The sequence below is a fragment of the Caenimonas aquaedulcis genome (assembly GCF_015831345.1).
GTDB lineage: Bacteria > Pseudomonadota > Gammaproteobacteria > Burkholderiales > Burkholderiaceae_C > Ramlibacter > Ramlibacter aquaedulcis.
Genome location: NZ_JADWYS010000001.1, coordinates 2,015,261 through 2,029,961 on the forward strand (window position 1 = coordinate 2,015,261; position 14,701 = coordinate 2,029,961).

The 14,701-nt window shown below is 68.5% G+C and carries 14 protein-coding genes; 7 read left to right on the plus strand and 7 right to left on the minus strand.

Annotation, left to right across the window (positions count from 1 at the left end):
* Positions 1–2: 2 nt before the first annotated feature.
* From I5803_RS09685 to I5803_RS09705, 5 genes are read right to left on the minus strand one after another with little or no spacing between them, the layout of a single operon-like run.
* Positions 3–977, minus strand: coding sequence for an ABC transporter ATP-binding protein (locus tag I5803_RS09685; RefSeq protein ID WP_196986162.1), 975 nt, complete (start codon positions 975–977; stop codon positions 3–5).
* Positions 974–1,957 carry an ABC transporter ATP-binding protein gene (locus I5803_RS09690; protein ID WP_196986163.1) on the minus strand — a complete coding sequence of 328 codons (984 nt, stop codon included), beginning with the start codon at positions 1,955–1,957 and terminating at the stop codon, positions 974–976. The genes I5803_RS09685 and I5803_RS09690 overlap by 4 nt, the downstream gene beginning before the upstream one ends.
* On the minus strand, positions 1,957–2,889 hold the full coding sequence (locus I5803_RS09695; protein WP_196986164.1) for an ABC transporter permease: 933 nt from the start codon (positions 2,887–2,889) through the stop codon (positions 1,957–1,959). The genes I5803_RS09690 and I5803_RS09695 overlap by 1 nt, the downstream gene beginning before the upstream one ends.
* The gene (locus tag I5803_RS09700) at positions 2,855–3,814 is read right to left on the minus strand and encodes an ABC transporter permease (protein WP_196986165.1); all 960 of its coding nucleotides are present in this window, start codon (positions 3,812–3,814) and stop codon (positions 2,855–2,857) included. The genes I5803_RS09695 and I5803_RS09700 overlap by 35 nt, the downstream gene beginning before the upstream one ends.
* A gap of 23 nt (positions 3,815–3,837) precedes the next feature.
* A complete protein-coding gene (locus tag I5803_RS09705; protein WP_196986166.1) occupies positions 3,838–5,628 on the minus strand; it encodes a peptide ABC transporter substrate-binding protein in 1,791 nt (596 codons plus the stop codon).
* Positions 5,629–5,988: 360 nt separating this feature from the next.
* On the opposite strand from I5803_RS09705, the gene I5803_RS09710 reads away from it, so the two are divergent.
* The 3 genes from I5803_RS09710 to I5803_RS09720 all read left to right on the plus strand — a co-directional run bounded on the left by I5803_RS09710 (position 5,989) and on the right by I5803_RS09720 (position 8,847).
* Positions 5,989–7,716: an MFS transporter gene (locus I5803_RS09710; protein ID WP_196986167.1), complete on the plus strand. Its 1,728-nt coding sequence runs from the start codon at positions 5,989–5,991 to the stop codon at positions 7,714–7,716.
* Between the two features lies 1 nt (position 7,717).
* Positions 7,718–8,137 carry an acyl-CoA thioesterase gene (locus I5803_RS09715; protein ID WP_196986168.1) on the plus strand — a complete coding sequence of 140 codons (420 nt, stop codon included), beginning with the start codon at positions 7,718–7,720 and terminating at the stop codon, positions 8,135–8,137.
* Positions 8,138–8,220: 83 nt separating this feature from the next.
* Positions 8,221–8,847, plus strand: coding sequence for a cytidylate kinase-like family protein (locus tag I5803_RS09720; protein ID WP_196986169.1), 627 nt, complete (start codon positions 8,221–8,223; stop codon positions 8,845–8,847).
* Positions 8,848–8,859: 12 nt separating this feature from the next.
* Here I5803_RS09720 and I5803_RS09725 read toward each other — a convergent pair whose 3' ends face one another.
* Complete coding sequence (locus I5803_RS09725; protein WP_196986170.1) at positions 8,860–10,176, minus strand: glycerate kinase type-2 family protein; 1,317 nt, start codon at positions 10,174–10,176, stop codon at positions 8,860–8,862.
* Between the two features lie 131 nt (positions 10,177–10,307).
* Between I5803_RS09725 and I5803_RS09730 the strand changes: the two genes are divergently transcribed.
* The 4 genes from I5803_RS09730 to I5803_RS09745 all read left to right on the plus strand — a co-directional run bounded on the left by I5803_RS09730 (position 10,308) and on the right by I5803_RS09745 (position 12,302).
* Positions 10,308–10,586 (plus strand): type II toxin-antitoxin system Phd/YefM family antitoxin, encoded by a 279-nt coding sequence (locus tag I5803_RS09730; RefSeq protein WP_196986171.1) that lies wholly within the window; start codon positions 10,308–10,310, stop codon positions 10,584–10,586.
* 3 nt (positions 10,587–10,589) lie between these two features.
* Positions 10,590–11,024 carry a putative toxin-antitoxin system toxin component, PIN family gene (locus I5803_RS09735; RefSeq protein WP_196986172.1) on the plus strand — a complete coding sequence of 145 codons (435 nt, stop codon included), beginning with the start codon at positions 10,590–10,592 and terminating at the stop codon, positions 11,022–11,024.
* Between the two features lie 62 nt (positions 11,025–11,086).
* A complete protein-coding gene (locus I5803_RS09740) occupies positions 11,087–11,674 on the plus strand; it encodes a nitrile hydratase subunit alpha (protein WP_196986173.1) in 588 nt (195 codons plus the stop codon).
* Between the two features lie 10 nt (positions 11,675–11,684).
* Complete coding sequence (locus tag I5803_RS09745) at positions 11,685–12,302, plus strand: SH3-like domain-containing protein (protein WP_196986174.1); 618 nt, start codon at positions 11,685–11,687, stop codon at positions 12,300–12,302.
* Between the two features lie 7 nt (positions 12,303–12,309).
* Here I5803_RS09745 and I5803_RS09750 read toward each other — a convergent pair whose 3' ends face one another.
* A complete protein-coding gene (locus I5803_RS09750) occupies positions 12,310–14,685 on the minus strand; it encodes a glycoside hydrolase family 2 protein (RefSeq protein ID WP_196986175.1) in 2,376 nt (791 codons plus the stop codon).
* Positions 14,686–14,701: the final 16 nt, after the last annotated feature.

Genomic DNA, 14,701 nt, shown 5'->3' on the forward strand with positions numbered 1-14,701 from the left:
CGTCAGCCGCGCAAGTGGCACGCCACCCAGTGCCCCGCGCCCGACTCCTTGAGCGGCGGCGTCTCCGCGCTGCAAAGCGGAAACTGCGCGATCGGGCAGCGCGTGTGGAAGCGGCAGCCCGTGGGCGGGTTGATGGGGCTCGGCACGTCGCCCTGCAGGCGGATACGCTCGCGCCGCACCTGCGGGTCGGGGATCGGCACCGCCGACAGCAAGGCCTCGGTATAGGGGTGCAACGGGTTCGCGTAAAGGTCACGCGCGGGCGCGATCTCCGCGATGCGCCCGAGGTACATGACCGCCACGCGATCGGAGAAGTGCTCCACCACCGACAGGTCGTGCGCGATGAACATGTAGGTGAGCTGCAGCTTGTCCTGCAGGTCCTCCAGCAGGTTGATCACCTGCGCCTGCACCGACACGTCCAGCGCCGACACGGGCTCGTCGCACACCACCAGCTTCGGATTCACCGCGAGCGCGCGCGCGATGCCGATGCGCTGGCGCTGCCCGCCCGAGAACTCGTGCGGGTAGCGCCGCATGTGGTCGGGCGACAGGCCCACGAGCGTGAGGAGTTCGGCCACGCGTTCGCGATGCTCGGCGGCGTTGCGCGCGAGCTTGTGGATGGTGAGCGCCTCGCCGATGATCGCGCCCACCGTCATGCGCGGGTTCAGCGACGCATACGGGTCCTGGAAGATGATCTGCATGTCGCGCGCGAGCGCGCGCAGGTCGTCCCCGCCCATCGCGGTGACGTCGCGCCCTTCGAACCACACCTCGCCCGAGGTGGGCTCGATCAGGCGCAGGATGCAGCGGCCGGTGGTGCTCTTGCCGCAGCCGGACTCGCCCACCACGCCCAGCGTTTCGCCGGCCGCGATGTCGAAACTCACGCCGTCGACCGCATGCACCTTGTCCACCTGGCGGCGCAGGAGCCCGCCCTTGATCGGGAAGTGCTTGACCAGGTTGCTCACCCGCAGCAAAGGCTCTGTCATTCCGTGATGTCCTCGGCGCGGATGCACGCCACCTTGTGCCCGGGCTCGATCTCGCGCAGCGCGGGCGTGGCAGCGACACATGCGGGGACCGCGTATTTGCAGCGCGGCGCGAAGCGGCAGCCTTCGGGCGGATCGAGCAGCTTGGGCACCGTGCCCGCGATCGATTCCAGCCGCGTGCGATGCGTCGCGGCGCGGTCGATGCGCGGGATGGAGCGGATCAGCCCCCGCGTGTAGGGATGGCGCGGACGCGCGAAGAGCTCGGCGGCAGTCGCCTCCTCCACCACCTTGCCCGCGTACATGACGACGACGCGCTGCGCGACCTCCGCCACCACGCCCATCGCGTGCGTGATGAGCAGGATCGACATGCCCAGCCGCTCTTTCAGTTCGTTGAGCAGGTCCAGTATCTGCGCCTGGATCGTCACGTCCAGGGCGGTGGTCGGCTCGTCCGCGATGAGCAGTTGCGGATTGCACGAAAGCGCCATCGCGATCATCACGCGCTGGCGCATGCCGCCGGAGAACTGGTGCGGGTAGTCGTGGATGCGGCGCTCCGGCTGCGGGATGTTCACGAGCTTGAGCATCTCCGCGGCCTGGTCGAGCGCCGACTTGCGGCTGAAGCCGCCATGCAGGCGCACCACTTCGGCAATCTGCTCGCCCACGGTGTAGACCGGGTTGAGGGACGTCATCGGCTCCTGGAAGACGATGGCGATCTCCTTCGCGCGCACCTTGCGCATGCCGGCGTTGTCGAGCGGGACGAGGTCGCGGCCCTGCCACAACACCTGGCCGGCGACGATCCTGCCCGGCGGCATCGGGATCAGCTTGAGCACGGTCATCGCCGTCACGGTCTTGCCGCAGCCGGACTCGCCGACCACGCACACCGTCTCGCCGCGCTCGACCGTGAGGTCCACGCCGTCGACCGCGTGCAGCCAGCCGTCGTCCGTCTTGAAGTGGGTCTTGAGCCCCTTGATCTCGAGCAACGCCATCACATGACTTTCCGCGGATCGAGCGCGTCGCGCAGGCCGTCGCCGATGAAATTGATCGCGAGCACCGCGATGAAAATCGCCGCGCCGGGAAAGAGCGCCCAGTAGGTGGCGATGTCCAGGTACTCCTTGCTGTCGTACAGGATGCGGCCCCAGGTGGGGATGTCCGGCGGAAAGCCGAGCCCGAGGAAGGACAGCGTGGACTCCGCGATGATGGCCGCCGCGACGTCGATCGTGCCCGCGACGATCACCGGGCCGAGCGCGTTGGGCAGGATGTGCCGCACGACCTGGCGCGTGGTGGTCGCCCCGAGCGCGCGCGCGGCCTCGACGAATTCCTTTTCGCGCAGCGAGAAGAACTGCGCGCGCACGAGACGCGCGACCGGCATCCAGCGAAAACCGCCGATCACGCACACGATCAGCAGGAACACGCCCACCTCCGGGCCGAAGGCGGTCTTCAGGCCGTCGCGAAACAGGTAGATGAGCAGCAGGAGCAAAGGCAGTTGCGGCAGCGACAGGAACAGGTCCGTGAGCCACATGAGCGCGGTGTCCACGTAGCCGCGCGAGATGCCCGCGATCGCGCCGATGGCGACGCCGACGGTGAGCGCCATCGCCATCGCGGCCAGGCCCACGGCCATCGAGATGCGTCCGCCGTAGAGCATGCGCGCGAAGATGTCCTGGCCGAGGTCGTCGGTGCCGAAGGGGTGCGCCCAGGACGGGGGCTTGAGCCGCGCGCTGAAGTCGATGTCGTTGACCGCCACCTTCCACAGCCACGGACCGAGCACGACGAAGGCCACCATCACCGCGAGCACGGCGAGGCTCACGAGCGCGAGCCTGTGCCGGCGGAAGCGCCGCCATGCATCCGCCCACAGCGACACGGGCCTGGCCACCGTGGCGAAGCGGTCAGCGATAACTGATGCGGGGGTCGAGCCAGCCATAGAGCAGATCGGCAATCAGGTTGAAGAGGATCACGAGGCAGGAGAAGACGAAGGTCACGCCCATGATCACCGGCGTGTCGTTGCGCAGGATCGCGTCGATCAGCAGCGAGCCGATGCCGGGGATGCGGAAGATCTGCTCGGTGACGATCGCGCCGCCGAAGATCGCGGGCATCTGCAGGAACACGAGCGTCACGACCGGGATCAGCGCGTTGCGAACCACGTGCTTCATCATGATGTCCCACTCGGACAGGCCCTTGCTGCGCGCGGTGGTCACATGGTCCAGGCGCACGACGTCCAGCATCGCGGAGCGCACATAGCGCGTCCAGCTCGCGCCCTGGAAGAGGCCCAGCACCATCACCGGCATGATCGCCTGCTTGATGTGCTCCCACCACCACTGCCAGCCGGTCGCCGCGATGTCCGAGCGGAACACGAAGGGCAGCCAGTCCAGCTTGATCGAGAAAAGCAGGATCAGCAGCAGGCCGGTGAAGAAGGTCGGCAGGGAAAAGCCGACGAAGGCGAGCGCGCTCGCGATGCGGTCGAAGAGCGAATAGGGCCGCATCGCCGAATAGATGCCCACGGGCAGCGCGATGCACAGCGCGAGCACCTGCGACGCGCCGATGACCGCGAGCGTGACGGGCACGCGCTGCCAGATCAGCTTGTCGACGTCGACGCGGCTGATGAACGAGAAGCCCCAGTCGCCCTGCAGCATCGCCCACAGCCAGCGGAAGTAGCGCTGCCAGATGGGATCGTCCAGGCCGAACTTCTTGCGCAGCATCTGCGCGACTTCGGCCGGGACGTTGGGGTTCGTCGCGAGCTCGCCGAACGGGTCGCCCGGCGCGAGCGCGAGGATGGTGAACAGCACCACGCTGATGCCCAGCAGGCTGGGCAGCGCGATCAGCAAGCGCCGCAGGAGGTAGGAGCCCACTGCGGTTTACTCCGGCGCGGCGTTCAAGCTTCCCTATACCAGTTCTGCAACTGGCTGAAGTCCAGGTCCCAGCCCGAGAGCGTGGTGACCAGCTTGTTGCCCGCGCCGCGCACACGCGGACGGCTGATCAGCGGGATGATCGCGTTGTCCTTGCACACGAGGTCGTTCAGCTTGATGAAAAGGGCGGCGCGCTTGACCGGGTCGAGTTCGCCCTCGGCCATCTTGAAGGTCCTGTCGTACTCGTCGCTGCGCCAGCGCGCGATGTTGCGGCCCTGCCATTTGTTGGCCTTGGAGGAAATCTCCTCGGTCACGTACTGGTTCATGAAGCGTTCGGGATCCGGCTGGGTCTGCGTCGTGGTGTACATCTGCATGTCGCACCAGAACTTGCCGTAGGTGTCCGGGTTGGCGACGTCCGACGAGAAGAAGACAGAGGCCGTGACCGACTTGAGTTCGAGGTCGATGCCCGCCTTCTGGCAGGCGCCCTTGATCACCGCCTGCTCCTTCTGCCGGATGCCGTTGACGGAGGTCTGGAAGACGAACTTCATCTTCTTGCCGCCCTTCTCGCGGATGCCGTCCGCGCCCTTCTTCCAGCCCGCGCCGTCCAGGATCGCGTTCGCCTTGTCGACGTTGAACTCCATCTTCAGGTTGTTCGAGCGGTACTTCGCGGGGTTGTTCAGGAAGTTCGGCGTGGCGATGCCGGTGCGGCCGTAGATGAACTGCTGGATCGACTGGCGGTCCGCGAGCAGCGCCATCGCCTCGCGCACCGCCGGGTCGGTGAAGGCGAAGTGCTTGCTCTTGATGCTCGCGCGCTCGCCCTCTACCTCGTTCCACGGGTCCGTGAGGTTGAGCTGGATGAACTCGATGTCGCCGCTGGGGATGATGTGCGCGCGGCCCTTGCCGCCGTCTTCCATGCGCTTGAGCACTTCGTCTTCCACCTGCAGGTTCCAGGCGTATTCGTACTCGCCGGTCTGCAGCACCGCGCGCGCGGCCGACGCCGCGTCGCCGCCGCCCTTCATCTCGATGGAATCGAAGAAGGGGCGGTTGGGCATGTGGTACTTGTCGTACGCCACGCCGCTCACGAGGTCACCCGGCTTGAAGTCCACGAACTTGTACGGGCCGGTGCCCACGGGCTTCAGGTTGCCGGGCGCGTCGCGCGACTTGCCGCCGATGTAGGGGGCGAAGACGTGCTTCGGGATGATCATGCCTTCGGCCGCGACGAACGCGGTGGCCCAGAAGGGCGTGGGCTTCTGGAAGGCGACCTTCACCGTGTAGTTGTCGACCTTGGTGACGACGACGTCCTTGAAGACGGCGATCGTGACGGCGGCCGTGGCCGGATCCTTCGCGTATTCCCAGGTGAAGACGCAGTCGTCGGCGGTGAAGGGCTTGCCGTCGTGCCAGGTGACGTTGCGCTTGAGCTTCCAGGTGACGGACTTGCCGTCGGCCGCCACGCCGCCGTTCTCGCGGGTGGGGATTTCCGCGGCGAGGATGGGCACGAGGTTGCCGTCGTTGTCCCACACGGCCAGGGGTTCATAGAAGATGCGAGAGCCTTCCTGGTCCTTCGTGCCGTTGGCGAAGTGCGGCTGCAGGAGCGTCGCGCCCTGCCACCACAGCACCTTGAGCGCGCCGCCGCCACCCTTCTTCGTCGGCTTGTAGACAGGGCTCGGCTGGGCCTGGGCCACGCCGGCATGCATGAGCATCATCGACGCCATCGGCGCCGTGAGGCCGACCCCGACCATCGCCTCGATGAAGGCGCGGCGCGGCATGTCGCCGCTCTTGACCTGCTCGATCGCATCGCGAATCTGTTTTTCCTGCATGACCAAGGCTCCTGCTCTTGAATGAGAACGAAAGGATGGGCGCAAGCCGCCCGCTCGTACACCGTGCAAACACTGATGTACGGGCGAGCGGGAAGCACTCCCTTTGCTGTATCAAGCAAGGACCCTGCCAGCACGGGGACCGTTGGCAGCCTCGAATGCGGACTTGACCGGACGCAGAATTCGCAGAGGTTACGCAGAAGGAACTCAAAAAAGTCCAAAGGCAATTCGGTGTCTTCTTGGCTTCTTCTGCGGAACCTCTGCGAATTCTGCGTCCGGCCCCTCTGCATAATGGTGCCCGCTCCCAAGCCGGGGCAACCCCCTGCGCTTCATCCCCCACTCCCACAAAGAGAACAGACGGACATGAGACTGCCCAACCTCCTCGGAACACGCAACGGACGCCTCGCGGCGTTCTTCCTCCTCTACGTGACCGAGGGCATTCCCCTGGGCTTCGCAGCCACCGCCGTCGCCACGCAGCTGCGCCGGCAGGGCATCGGCCCCGCGGAGATCGGGGCGTTCGTCGCTTCCTTCTACCTGCCCTGGGCTTTCAAATGGGCGTTCGGCCCGTTCGTCGACGTGTTCCGTTCGCAGCGCTTCGGGCACCGGCGCGCCTGGATCATCGTGACGCAGATCGTGATGGCCGCGACCATCCTCGCGCTCATCGCCGTGCCGCTGCCCGCGGGCCTGGGCATCTTCACCGCGATCCTGCTGGTGCACAACACCTTCGGCGCGATCCAGGACGTGGCGATCGACTCGCTGGCCGTCAACACGTTGGGCGAGGACGAGCGGGGGCTCGCCAATGGCCTGATGTTCGCTGGCGCCTCGGTCGGCCAGGCGGTCGGCGGCAGCGGCGTGCTCTTCCTCATCGGCTACATGGGTTTCCAGTCGAGCTTCATCTTCGTCGCCGCCGCGATCACGGCCGTCACGGGTTTCGTGGTGCTGCCGATGAAGGAGACCGTGGTCGAAGCGCTGGCGCTGCCGGCCGGGGTCACGCGATGGCGCGCCGCGGCGACCGAGATGCGCATGTTCGCGGTGCAGTCCTTCCGCTCGTTCATGGGAACGCGTGGCGCCTTCTCCGGCGTGTTCTTCTCCCTCCTGCCGGCCGGCGCGATGTCGCTCGGCCTCGCGCTGCAATCGAACCTGGCGGTGGAACTGGGCATGGACGACGACGAGGTCGCGATGCTCAACCTCTGGTCGTCCATCATCTCGGCCGCCGCGATGGTGTTCGGCGGCTGGCTCTCGGACCGGTGGGGCCGCCGGCGCACGCTCGCCTTCTATCTCGCGGGCATGAGCCTGCCGGTGATCTACCTGCTGTGGGTGCTGCAGTCGCACGGCTACGTGATGCCGCGCGCACCGGGTGGCGCGCCCATGCCCGAGCTGCTGCTGCCGCTGTGGATCGCGGTGATGGCCTATGCGGTGTTCCAGGGCCTCATGTACGGCACTCGCTCGGCCATCATGATGGACGTGACGAACCCGCGCGTGGCGGCGACGCAGTTCACCGCGTACATGGCGATGATGAACCTCGCGATCTCCATCGCGGCGACTTGGCAGGGCGTCGCCGTCGAGGCCTGGGGCTACCCGGTCACACTGCTGGTGGACGCCATCACCGGCCCGCTGTGCATCCTGCTGCTGCCGTGGATGAAGCGCAGGTCGAGCGGCTTCACCGATGCCTTCGCGCACGTCCGCGCCCGCAACACCTCGGCCGTCCTCGGGGTCTGCTGCCTGCTCTGGCTGCTCTACTGGCCCAACCACGAGATGCTCGGCGCGGGCCAGCCGATCATGGGCACCTTCTTCACCCTGGTCTTCATTTCGTCCGCGCTGTTCCTGCTGGCCGGGCGCGAAGTGCTGGCCGGCGAGGCCGGGCCGTGGCGCCGCGCGGCGCTGTGGGCCGCGCCGCTGTTGCTCGCCATGCACGGGCGCTACCACCTGGACAAGCTGAACGCCATGCCCACGCTTCACTCGGTGGCCGAGCTGCTGATGTACCTCGTGCCGCTCTTCGGCGGGCTGGTGCTCCTGGGTCTCTCGACACGCAACTGGATCTCGACCGAACCGGCCGAGGAGGACGCCCCCGTCGCGGCCGCGAGCGCCTGAGATGACCAGGGAAGTCACCTACACCCTGCAGGTCGAATTCGGCGACTGCGACCCCGCGCGGATCGTGTGGTTCCCGAACTTCTTCCGGTGGATCGACGCGGCCTCGCGGCACTTCTTCGTCCAGTGCGGCGTGCCGCCCTGGCACGAGCTGGAAAAGACGCACGGCATCATCGGCACCCCCCTGGTCGACACGCACGCGAAGTTCGTCAAGACGGCGAGCTACGGCGACACCCTGCACATCCATACCTCCATCGCGCAATGGCGCGGCAAGAGCTTCGTCCAGCGCTACCGCGTCACCCGCGGGGCCGAGCTGATCATGGAATGCGAAGAAATCCGTATTTTCGCGGCCCGGCGTGACGGCGACGCAACGGGCATCCGGGCCGTGGAAGCCCCGGCGGACATCCGTGCGCTCTGCGCCTGACGCCCGCCAAAAAAACGACAGGGCGGCTTGCGCCGCGCAAGGCTCATCCCGATAATCCTTTCAGCTTTACCGGAGGTTTTGCCATGACTGCTCGTGTGATCTGTATTTCGCGTGCCATGCTGACCAATGCGGACGTCATCGCCCAGGGCGTTGCGGAAGGCCTCGGCTACCGCATCGTCGACGAGGAGATCGTCGCCCGCGCGGCCCAGCGGCGAAACCTCTCCCCCGCCGAAGTCGCCAACGCCGAACGGCGAAAGTCCCTGCTCGCGAGCCTGGTCGAGGAAATCGGCGACAGCAGCACGGACGTCATCAAGTTCATCACCAACCCCAAGGAAGCCGGCGCCCACGACGACGTGCGGCACCTGATCCGCGACGCGATCATGGAAACCGCCGACGAGGGCAACGTCGTGATCGTCGCCCATGCGGCCTCCTACGCGCTGGCGCGCCGTCCCGACGTGCTGCGCGTGCTGATCACCGGCTCCGAGTTCGGCCGCGCCAACAAGTGGCTGCCCAAGAGCGGCGGCAAGAGCCCGCGCGAGGCGCAGGAGATCATCCGGGAGAGCGACGCGGCACGCGCCAATTACCTCAAGCGCTTCTACGACGTGAAGAACGAGTCGCCGCAGGACTACGACATCACGGTGTCGATCGACTCCCTGTCCGAGCCGGGCGCGACCCAGCTGATCCTGGCCGCCGCCAAGGCGATCCAGTAAGGTCCCCTTCGCTCACAGCACCAGGATCGCGCGGAAGTCGTTCACGTTGGTGTTCGTGGGTCCGGTGGTCACCAGGTCGCCCAAGGCGCTGAAGTAGCCGTACGCGTCGTTGCGCGACAGGTAAGCGTCGACCTTCATGCCGTGCGCCAGGGCGCGCCGCAGCGTGTCGGGCGAGACCACCGCCCCGGCGTTGTCCTCCACGCCATCGATCCCGTCCGTATCCGCCGCCAGCGCCCAGACGCCGGCCCGCCCCTGCAGCGCCTGCGCCAGGCCCAGGCAGAACTCGCCGGCGCGGCCGCCGCGACCCCGCGGCGTGCCTTCGGGCTGCTTCCTGATCGTGACGGTGGTCTCCCCGCCCGACAGGATGACGCAGGGCTTCGCGAACGGCTGGCCGCGATGCGCGACCGCACGTGCCAGCGCCGCATGGACCTTGCCGACCTCGCGCGACTCGCCTTCGATTTCGTCGCTCAGGATGTAGGCCTGCAGCCCTGCGGCGCGCGCCTCCTGCGCCGCCGCCTCGAGCGATTGCTGCGGTGTCGCGATGAGATGCACGGCGTGCCCCTCGAACAACGCGTCGCCGGGCTTGGGGGTTTCCAGCGCGCCCTGCTCCAGCAGGCTCATGATCGCGCCGGGAACGTCGATGCCGTAGCGCTGCAGGATCGCGATGGCGTCGGCGCAGCTCGTGGCATCGGGCACCGTCGGGCCGGAGGCGATGATGGACGGATCGTCCCCCGGCACATCGCTGATGGTGAGCGTGACGACCTTCGCGGGCGCGCACGCCGCCGCCAGCCGCCCGCCCTTGATGCGCGACAGGTGCTTGCGCACGCAGTTCATCTCCGAGATGTTCGCGCCCGAATCGAGCAACTGCTTGTTGATGCGCTGCTTGTCCTGCAGCGTGAGCCCCTCGGCGGGCAGCGTCAGCAGCGAGGAGCCGCCGCCGGAGATCAGGCACAGCACCAGGTCATCCGCGGTCAGCCCGTGCGCCATTGCGAGGATGCGTTGCGCGGCCTGCAAGCCGGCATCGTCCGGCACCGGGTGCGCGGCCTCGACGATCTCGATGCGGGGCTTCACCCCTTCCGGGCGCGGCGGCACGTGGTGGTAGCGCGTGACGACCAGCCCTTCGAGCGGCGCGTCCGCGGGCCAGAGCGCTTCGACTGCATGCGCCATCGACGCCCCCGCCTTGCCCGCGCCCAGCACGATGGTGCGTCCCTTGGGCGGCTGGGGCAGGAAGGCGCCCGTGTTGTGCAGCGGCAGCGCGCGCCGCACGGCGGCGTGGTACAGGTGTTCGAGGAAGCGTCGCGGGTCGGCGGCGGGATTCGGCGCGGTCATGGTGGTCTCCTGCCGGGATTGTGACGCCGTAACCGGGCGGTAACTCACGGGCGGGGGCCGCGGGACGCAGCGGTCGCCGTGATAGCCAACATGGCTATACTGTACATATTAGCTACTTTTGGGAAGTACCCATGATCAAGGTCAGCTCGGTGGAGGCGCAGAACAGTTTCGGCAAGCTGCTCGATACAGCCCAGAGAGAGCCCGTGGTCGTCACGCGCCACGGCCGTCCCGCCGCCTTCATCGTGTCCCCGCGGGACATGGACGAATTGATGGATGCGCGCCAAAAGCGCAGCAGGATCGTCGCGGAGTTCGACGCCTTCACGCGGCGGACCGAAAAGCTGCTGTCGCCGGAAGCCCGCCAGCTCACCGAGAAGGACATCGTCCAGCTCGTGAAGGAAAGCCGGCGGTAAGCGGTGCTGCGCGTCGTCTTCGATACGAGCAGTATCGTGGGCGCGGTGCTGTTGGCCCGCTCGATCCCCAACCAGGCGTACCGCCGTGCGCTCTCCTTGGCGCGACTGTGCGCATCCGCGGAAACGCTGGATGAACTCCAGGACGTGCTGCGCCGGCCGAAGTTCGACCGCTACCTTCCGATCGCCTCGCGCAGGGAATTCTTCGACTCCCTGGTGCGGGTCGTGGAAATCCACGACGTCCCGCAAGCCGTGACCCGGGCGCTCAGGCCCCGCTCGCGTGACCCGGCGGACGACAAGTTCCTCGCCCTTGCTGTGTCCTGCGATGCCGACATCATCGTCAGCAGCGACGAGGACCTGCTTTGCCTCGACCCCTGGCACCGGGTGCGAATCATGACGCCCGCCGGATTCATCGGGTCATCGGCGTCTGTATTCACCTGACACCGCCGGGAGAACCGCGGCCGCCGCTGGACGACGCCCCGCCGCCCCGCTAAAGTGCCCCGATGGAACAGCGCACCCACTCATTCGCCCCTGTCGACCGCCGCGTCGACGCGATCCAGGCGGCTTTCGAAGCGCGGGGGATGCCGGCCATCCGCGGCGTGGAAGAGCTCTCGCACCTGGCCACCGAGGAATGGGTGCCGCGCAACGGCGCGCGCGTGGTCGCGCGTGCCTGGACGGACCCGGCGTTCCGCGCGCGCCTGCTGGCGAACGGACGCGCCGCCGTGACCGAACTCGGCCTGTCGATGCCGCCGCACCACCGGCATTTCGTCGTGCTCGAAAACTCACCGGACGTCCATCACGTCATCTGCTGCACGCTGTGCTCCTGCACCGCCTTCACCATCATCGGCCTGCCGCCGGATTGGTACAAGGATCTCGAATACCGCGCGCGCGTCGTGCGCGAGTCGCGCACCGTGCTGCGCGAGATGGGCCTGGACCTGCCGCCCGAGGTGCAGATCCGCGTGTGGGACACCACGGCGGACACCCGCTACATGGTGCTGCCCGAGCGGCCCGAGGGCACCGGAGGCTGGAGCGAAGAGCGGCTGGCGGACCTCGTCACGCGCGACGGCCTCATCGGCGTGGCGCGGCTCTGAAGGACACCCCATGGACGGCATCCACGACCTCGGCGGCCGGCAAGGCTTCGGCACCGTGCGCTACACCCTCGATGCGCCCGCTTTCCACGCCAGGTGGGAAGTGCGCGCCAACGCGCTCTATGCCTTCGCGGTGCGGCAGGGCATCTTCAACATGGACGAGTACCGCCACGCCATCGAGCGGATGGAGCCGCGCCACTACCTGGCGGCGAGCTACTACGAGCGTTCGCTCACCAGCCTCGCGAGCCTGTGCGTCGAAAAAGGCGTGATGACGCGCGGGGAACTGGAAGAACGCGCGGGCGGGCCGGTGCCGCTCGCGATGCCCAGCCGCCCCGGCCGGGCGAATGCGGCTTCGCGCGAACGCTTCCGGCCCGGCGACCGCGTGCGCGTGCGAGAAGACCACGTGCCCGGCCACTCGCGCATGCCGGGCTACATCCGCGGGAAGGAGGGTGTGGTCGTCGGCGAGTCGCCGGCCTATCCCTTCCCCGATGCGCATGCGCACGGCGTGCCATCCGAGGACGAGCCGACCTACGACGTGCGCTTCCGCAGCGAAGACCTCTGGCCGGGCGGCGCCGATTCCGCGCTGGTGCACGCCGCGGTGTTCCAGAGCTACCTCGAACGCGCAGGCTGAGCGCGGCCTAGCGCCTCGGCTGGACGGGCGCCGCCGCGTTGAGCGCGTGCACGATGCAATGCAGGGGTGCATCGGCCGCGCTGCGCAGCACCACGGCAAGTTCCTCGCCGGGCGCGACGTGCACCCACTCGCGATCCGCGCGGAAGGCGCCTGCCTCGAAGTGCACGCCGAGCGCGATCCTCTGCGCGGTCACGACGACTTCCGCGGTGCGCGCGTCGAGCACCCGCACCGTCGCCGCCAGGCCGGGGTCCTGCGCGAGCAGCGGCGCCACCCCCGCGGGAAAGTGCAGCGCCCGTGCGATGGGGACGCCCTGCGCGTCGTGCAGGCTCGCCGCCACCACGTCGCACGGCGGCGGGCCGAACCGGTAGGCGTAGCTCAGGTCGATGAAGTGATCGAGCATCTCCAGCAGCGGCACGCTCAGGGCACCGCGCGGCGGCAAGGAGAGCTCCCTGCGGCCCTGCGCGACCGCGACGTGGCCGTGCTGCCAGGCCTGCACGGAGAGCACCGCGTCGAGCGCTTGCGGGCGGTCGTTGATCGCGTGCGCGCAGAGGCCGTTGCCGCCCTCGTCGGTGAGCAGCACGGTGCGCGGCTGCAGCACACGCTCGAGCGCATGCCAGCAGGGCTTCGGTGCACCGCGTTCGTCCAGCACGCCCCAGCCCGCGCCGGCCCACAGGTCCCGCAGCATCAGGACCAGCGCACCGCCGCACGGCGACGCCGGTCGCCGCCACTCCGAGTAGGCGGCCGCCATCACCTCCCCCGTCACCCAGCGGCTCAGCGCAAGGTAGCGCGCGGGGTCGGTGGACCGCAGGCGCACGGGATCGACGCCGGCCAGCTCCCGCAGGTAGTGATCGCGCACGTCCTCGAAATCCCACCCCGCGCCGAGGTCGCGCGGCACGCGCGCCTTCCATTGCGGGTGATGCATGCGCACCCCCAGGCCGCCCGGCATGCGCGCGATCGCGTCGTCACCGGGGACGTTCGAGAACGCCAGGCTCTCCGTGGCGAAGCGCAGGCCCGAGCGCCTGGCGTCGTCCAGCGGCCGCAGGTACGCACCGACGCCGTAATAGGAGGTGGTGCCCGCGTCGGCCTGGAACGGCACCGCGCCGCCGTGCGCGCTGGACGGCCAGTAGGGCACGCCGGGCGCATGCCGCGCGCACGCCGCCGGCAGGATCCCGTCGAACAGCGGCGAGCGCCATTGCTCGCGCAGGGCTCCCCACATGGCCGCCTGCTGCTCCACCTCGCTGTTGCCGCACAGGACGGCCAGGCACGCGCGCCAGCCCCAGCGCCGCAGTTGCTGCTGCGCCTCGCGCTCTACCGACCCCGCGAAGGCCGCGTCCTGCGCGGGATAGTCCATGCTCGCGAACATGAAGTCCTGCCACACCAGCACGCCCTGCTCGTCGCACGCGTCGTAGAAGGCGTCCTCCTCGTAGACCGTGATGCCCGCGACGCGCAGCATGTTCATGCCGGCTGCGCGAAGCTGCGAGACCGCCGCCGCGTAGTCCCCGGCGGGGGCGCGCAGGCTCACCGCGTCCAGCGGCGTCCACACCGCGCCGCGGCAGAACACCGCGACCCCGTTGACCCGCAGCTCGAAGCCCTCCTCGCCTGTATCGATCGCGACCGTCCGGAAGCCGATGCGGCGCTTCACCAGCGTGACGCCCTTCGCATCGGCGAGCGTGGCGGTGTAGAGCGCGGGTTCGCCATGCGTGTGCGGCCACCACGGCCTGGCGCCCGGCACGCGAAGCTGCGTGGACAGCGTTGCGTCTCCTGCGGCCTCCATCGCGGCAGACACCGTCATGCCGTGGCCCTCCACCGTGAAGGTCAGCGGGAGGGCGAACACTCCGTCGTTGCCCAGGTCGCACCGGACGGTGCCGTCCGATCCGTCCCACGCAACTTCCAAGCTGCAGCGCGCGAGCGCGGCCGCGTCACGCGGCAGCAGCCAGATGTCGCGCCATGGGCCGACCGCAGGCGCGGGCGGCGACCAGCCCGGGGTGCGGCCCAGCAGTGTGGCGCGCAGCCAGCGCAATTGCTGGGCCTGCAGCATGGGCACGCGCCAGCGGGGGCGCGGACGCCTGCGGGTCAGCTGAGGCCCGAGGGCGTCGAAGCAAAGCATCAATTCGTTCACGCCTTCGCGCAGCACAGGGCCCACCTCGAAGTCCGAGGCCGCGAACATGTTGTCGCTCTGCCCGAGCGCCTCACCGTTCAGCCAGATGCGCGCGAATGTGGCGAGTCCGTCGAACCTCAGCACGGTCGATTCCCCCGCCGCGCCAGTGTGGTGGAACACCAACCGGTACCAATAAGTCCTGTCGTCGAAGGCGGCCGGCGCATCGTCCACGCTCCACTCCCCGCGCTCGCGCAATGCCGCGGCGACGGGGAGCGCGCGTGGCATTTCGCGCCACGCCGCG

Excerpts from the sequence above, each read along its gene's own strand:
- I5803_RS09685 (WP_196986162.1), bottom strand. The coding sequence starts at position 977 with ATGACAGAGCCTTTGCTGCGGGTGAGCAACCTGGTCAAGCACTTCCCG.
- I5803_RS09690 (WP_196986163.1), bottom strand. The coding sequence starts at position 1,957 with ATGGCGTTGCTCGAGATCAAGGGGCTCAAGACCCACTTCAAGACGGAC.
- I5803_RS09695 (WP_196986164.1), bottom strand. The coding sequence starts at position 2,889 with ATGGCTGGCTCGACCCCCGCATCAGTTATCGCTGACCGCTTCGCCACG.
- I5803_RS09705 (WP_196986166.1), bottom strand. The coding sequence starts at position 5,628 with ATGCAGGAAAAACAGATTCGCGATGCGATCGAGCAGGTCAAGAGCGGC.
- I5803_RS09710 (WP_196986167.1), top strand. The coding sequence starts at position 5,989 with ATGAGACTGCCCAACCTCCTCGGAACACGCAACGGACGCCTCGCGGCG.
- I5803_RS09715 (WP_196986168.1), top strand. The coding sequence starts at position 7,718 with ATGACCAGGGAAGTCACCTACACCCTGCAGGTCGAATTCGGCGACTGC.
- I5803_RS09720 (WP_196986169.1), top strand. The coding sequence starts at position 8,221 with ATGACTGCTCGTGTGATCTGTATTTCGCGTGCCATGCTGACCAATGCG.
- I5803_RS09725 (WP_196986170.1), bottom strand. The coding sequence starts at position 10,176 with ATGACCGCGCCGAATCCCGCCGCCGACCCGCGACGCTTCCTCGAACAC.
- I5803_RS09730 (WP_196986171.1), top strand. The coding sequence starts at position 10,308 with ATGATCAAGGTCAGCTCGGTGGAGGCGCAGAACAGTTTCGGCAAGCTG.
- I5803_RS09740 (WP_196986173.1), top strand. The coding sequence starts at position 11,087 with ATGGAACAGCGCACCCACTCATTCGCCCCTGTCGACCGCCGCGTCGAC.
- I5803_RS09745 (WP_196986174.1), top strand. The coding sequence starts at position 11,685 with ATGGACGGCATCCACGACCTCGGCGGCCGGCAAGGCTTCGGCACCGTG.
- I5803_RS09750 (WP_196986175.1), bottom strand. The coding sequence starts at position 14,685 with ATGCCACGCGCGCTCCCCGTCGCCGCGGCATTGCGCGAGCGCGGGGAG.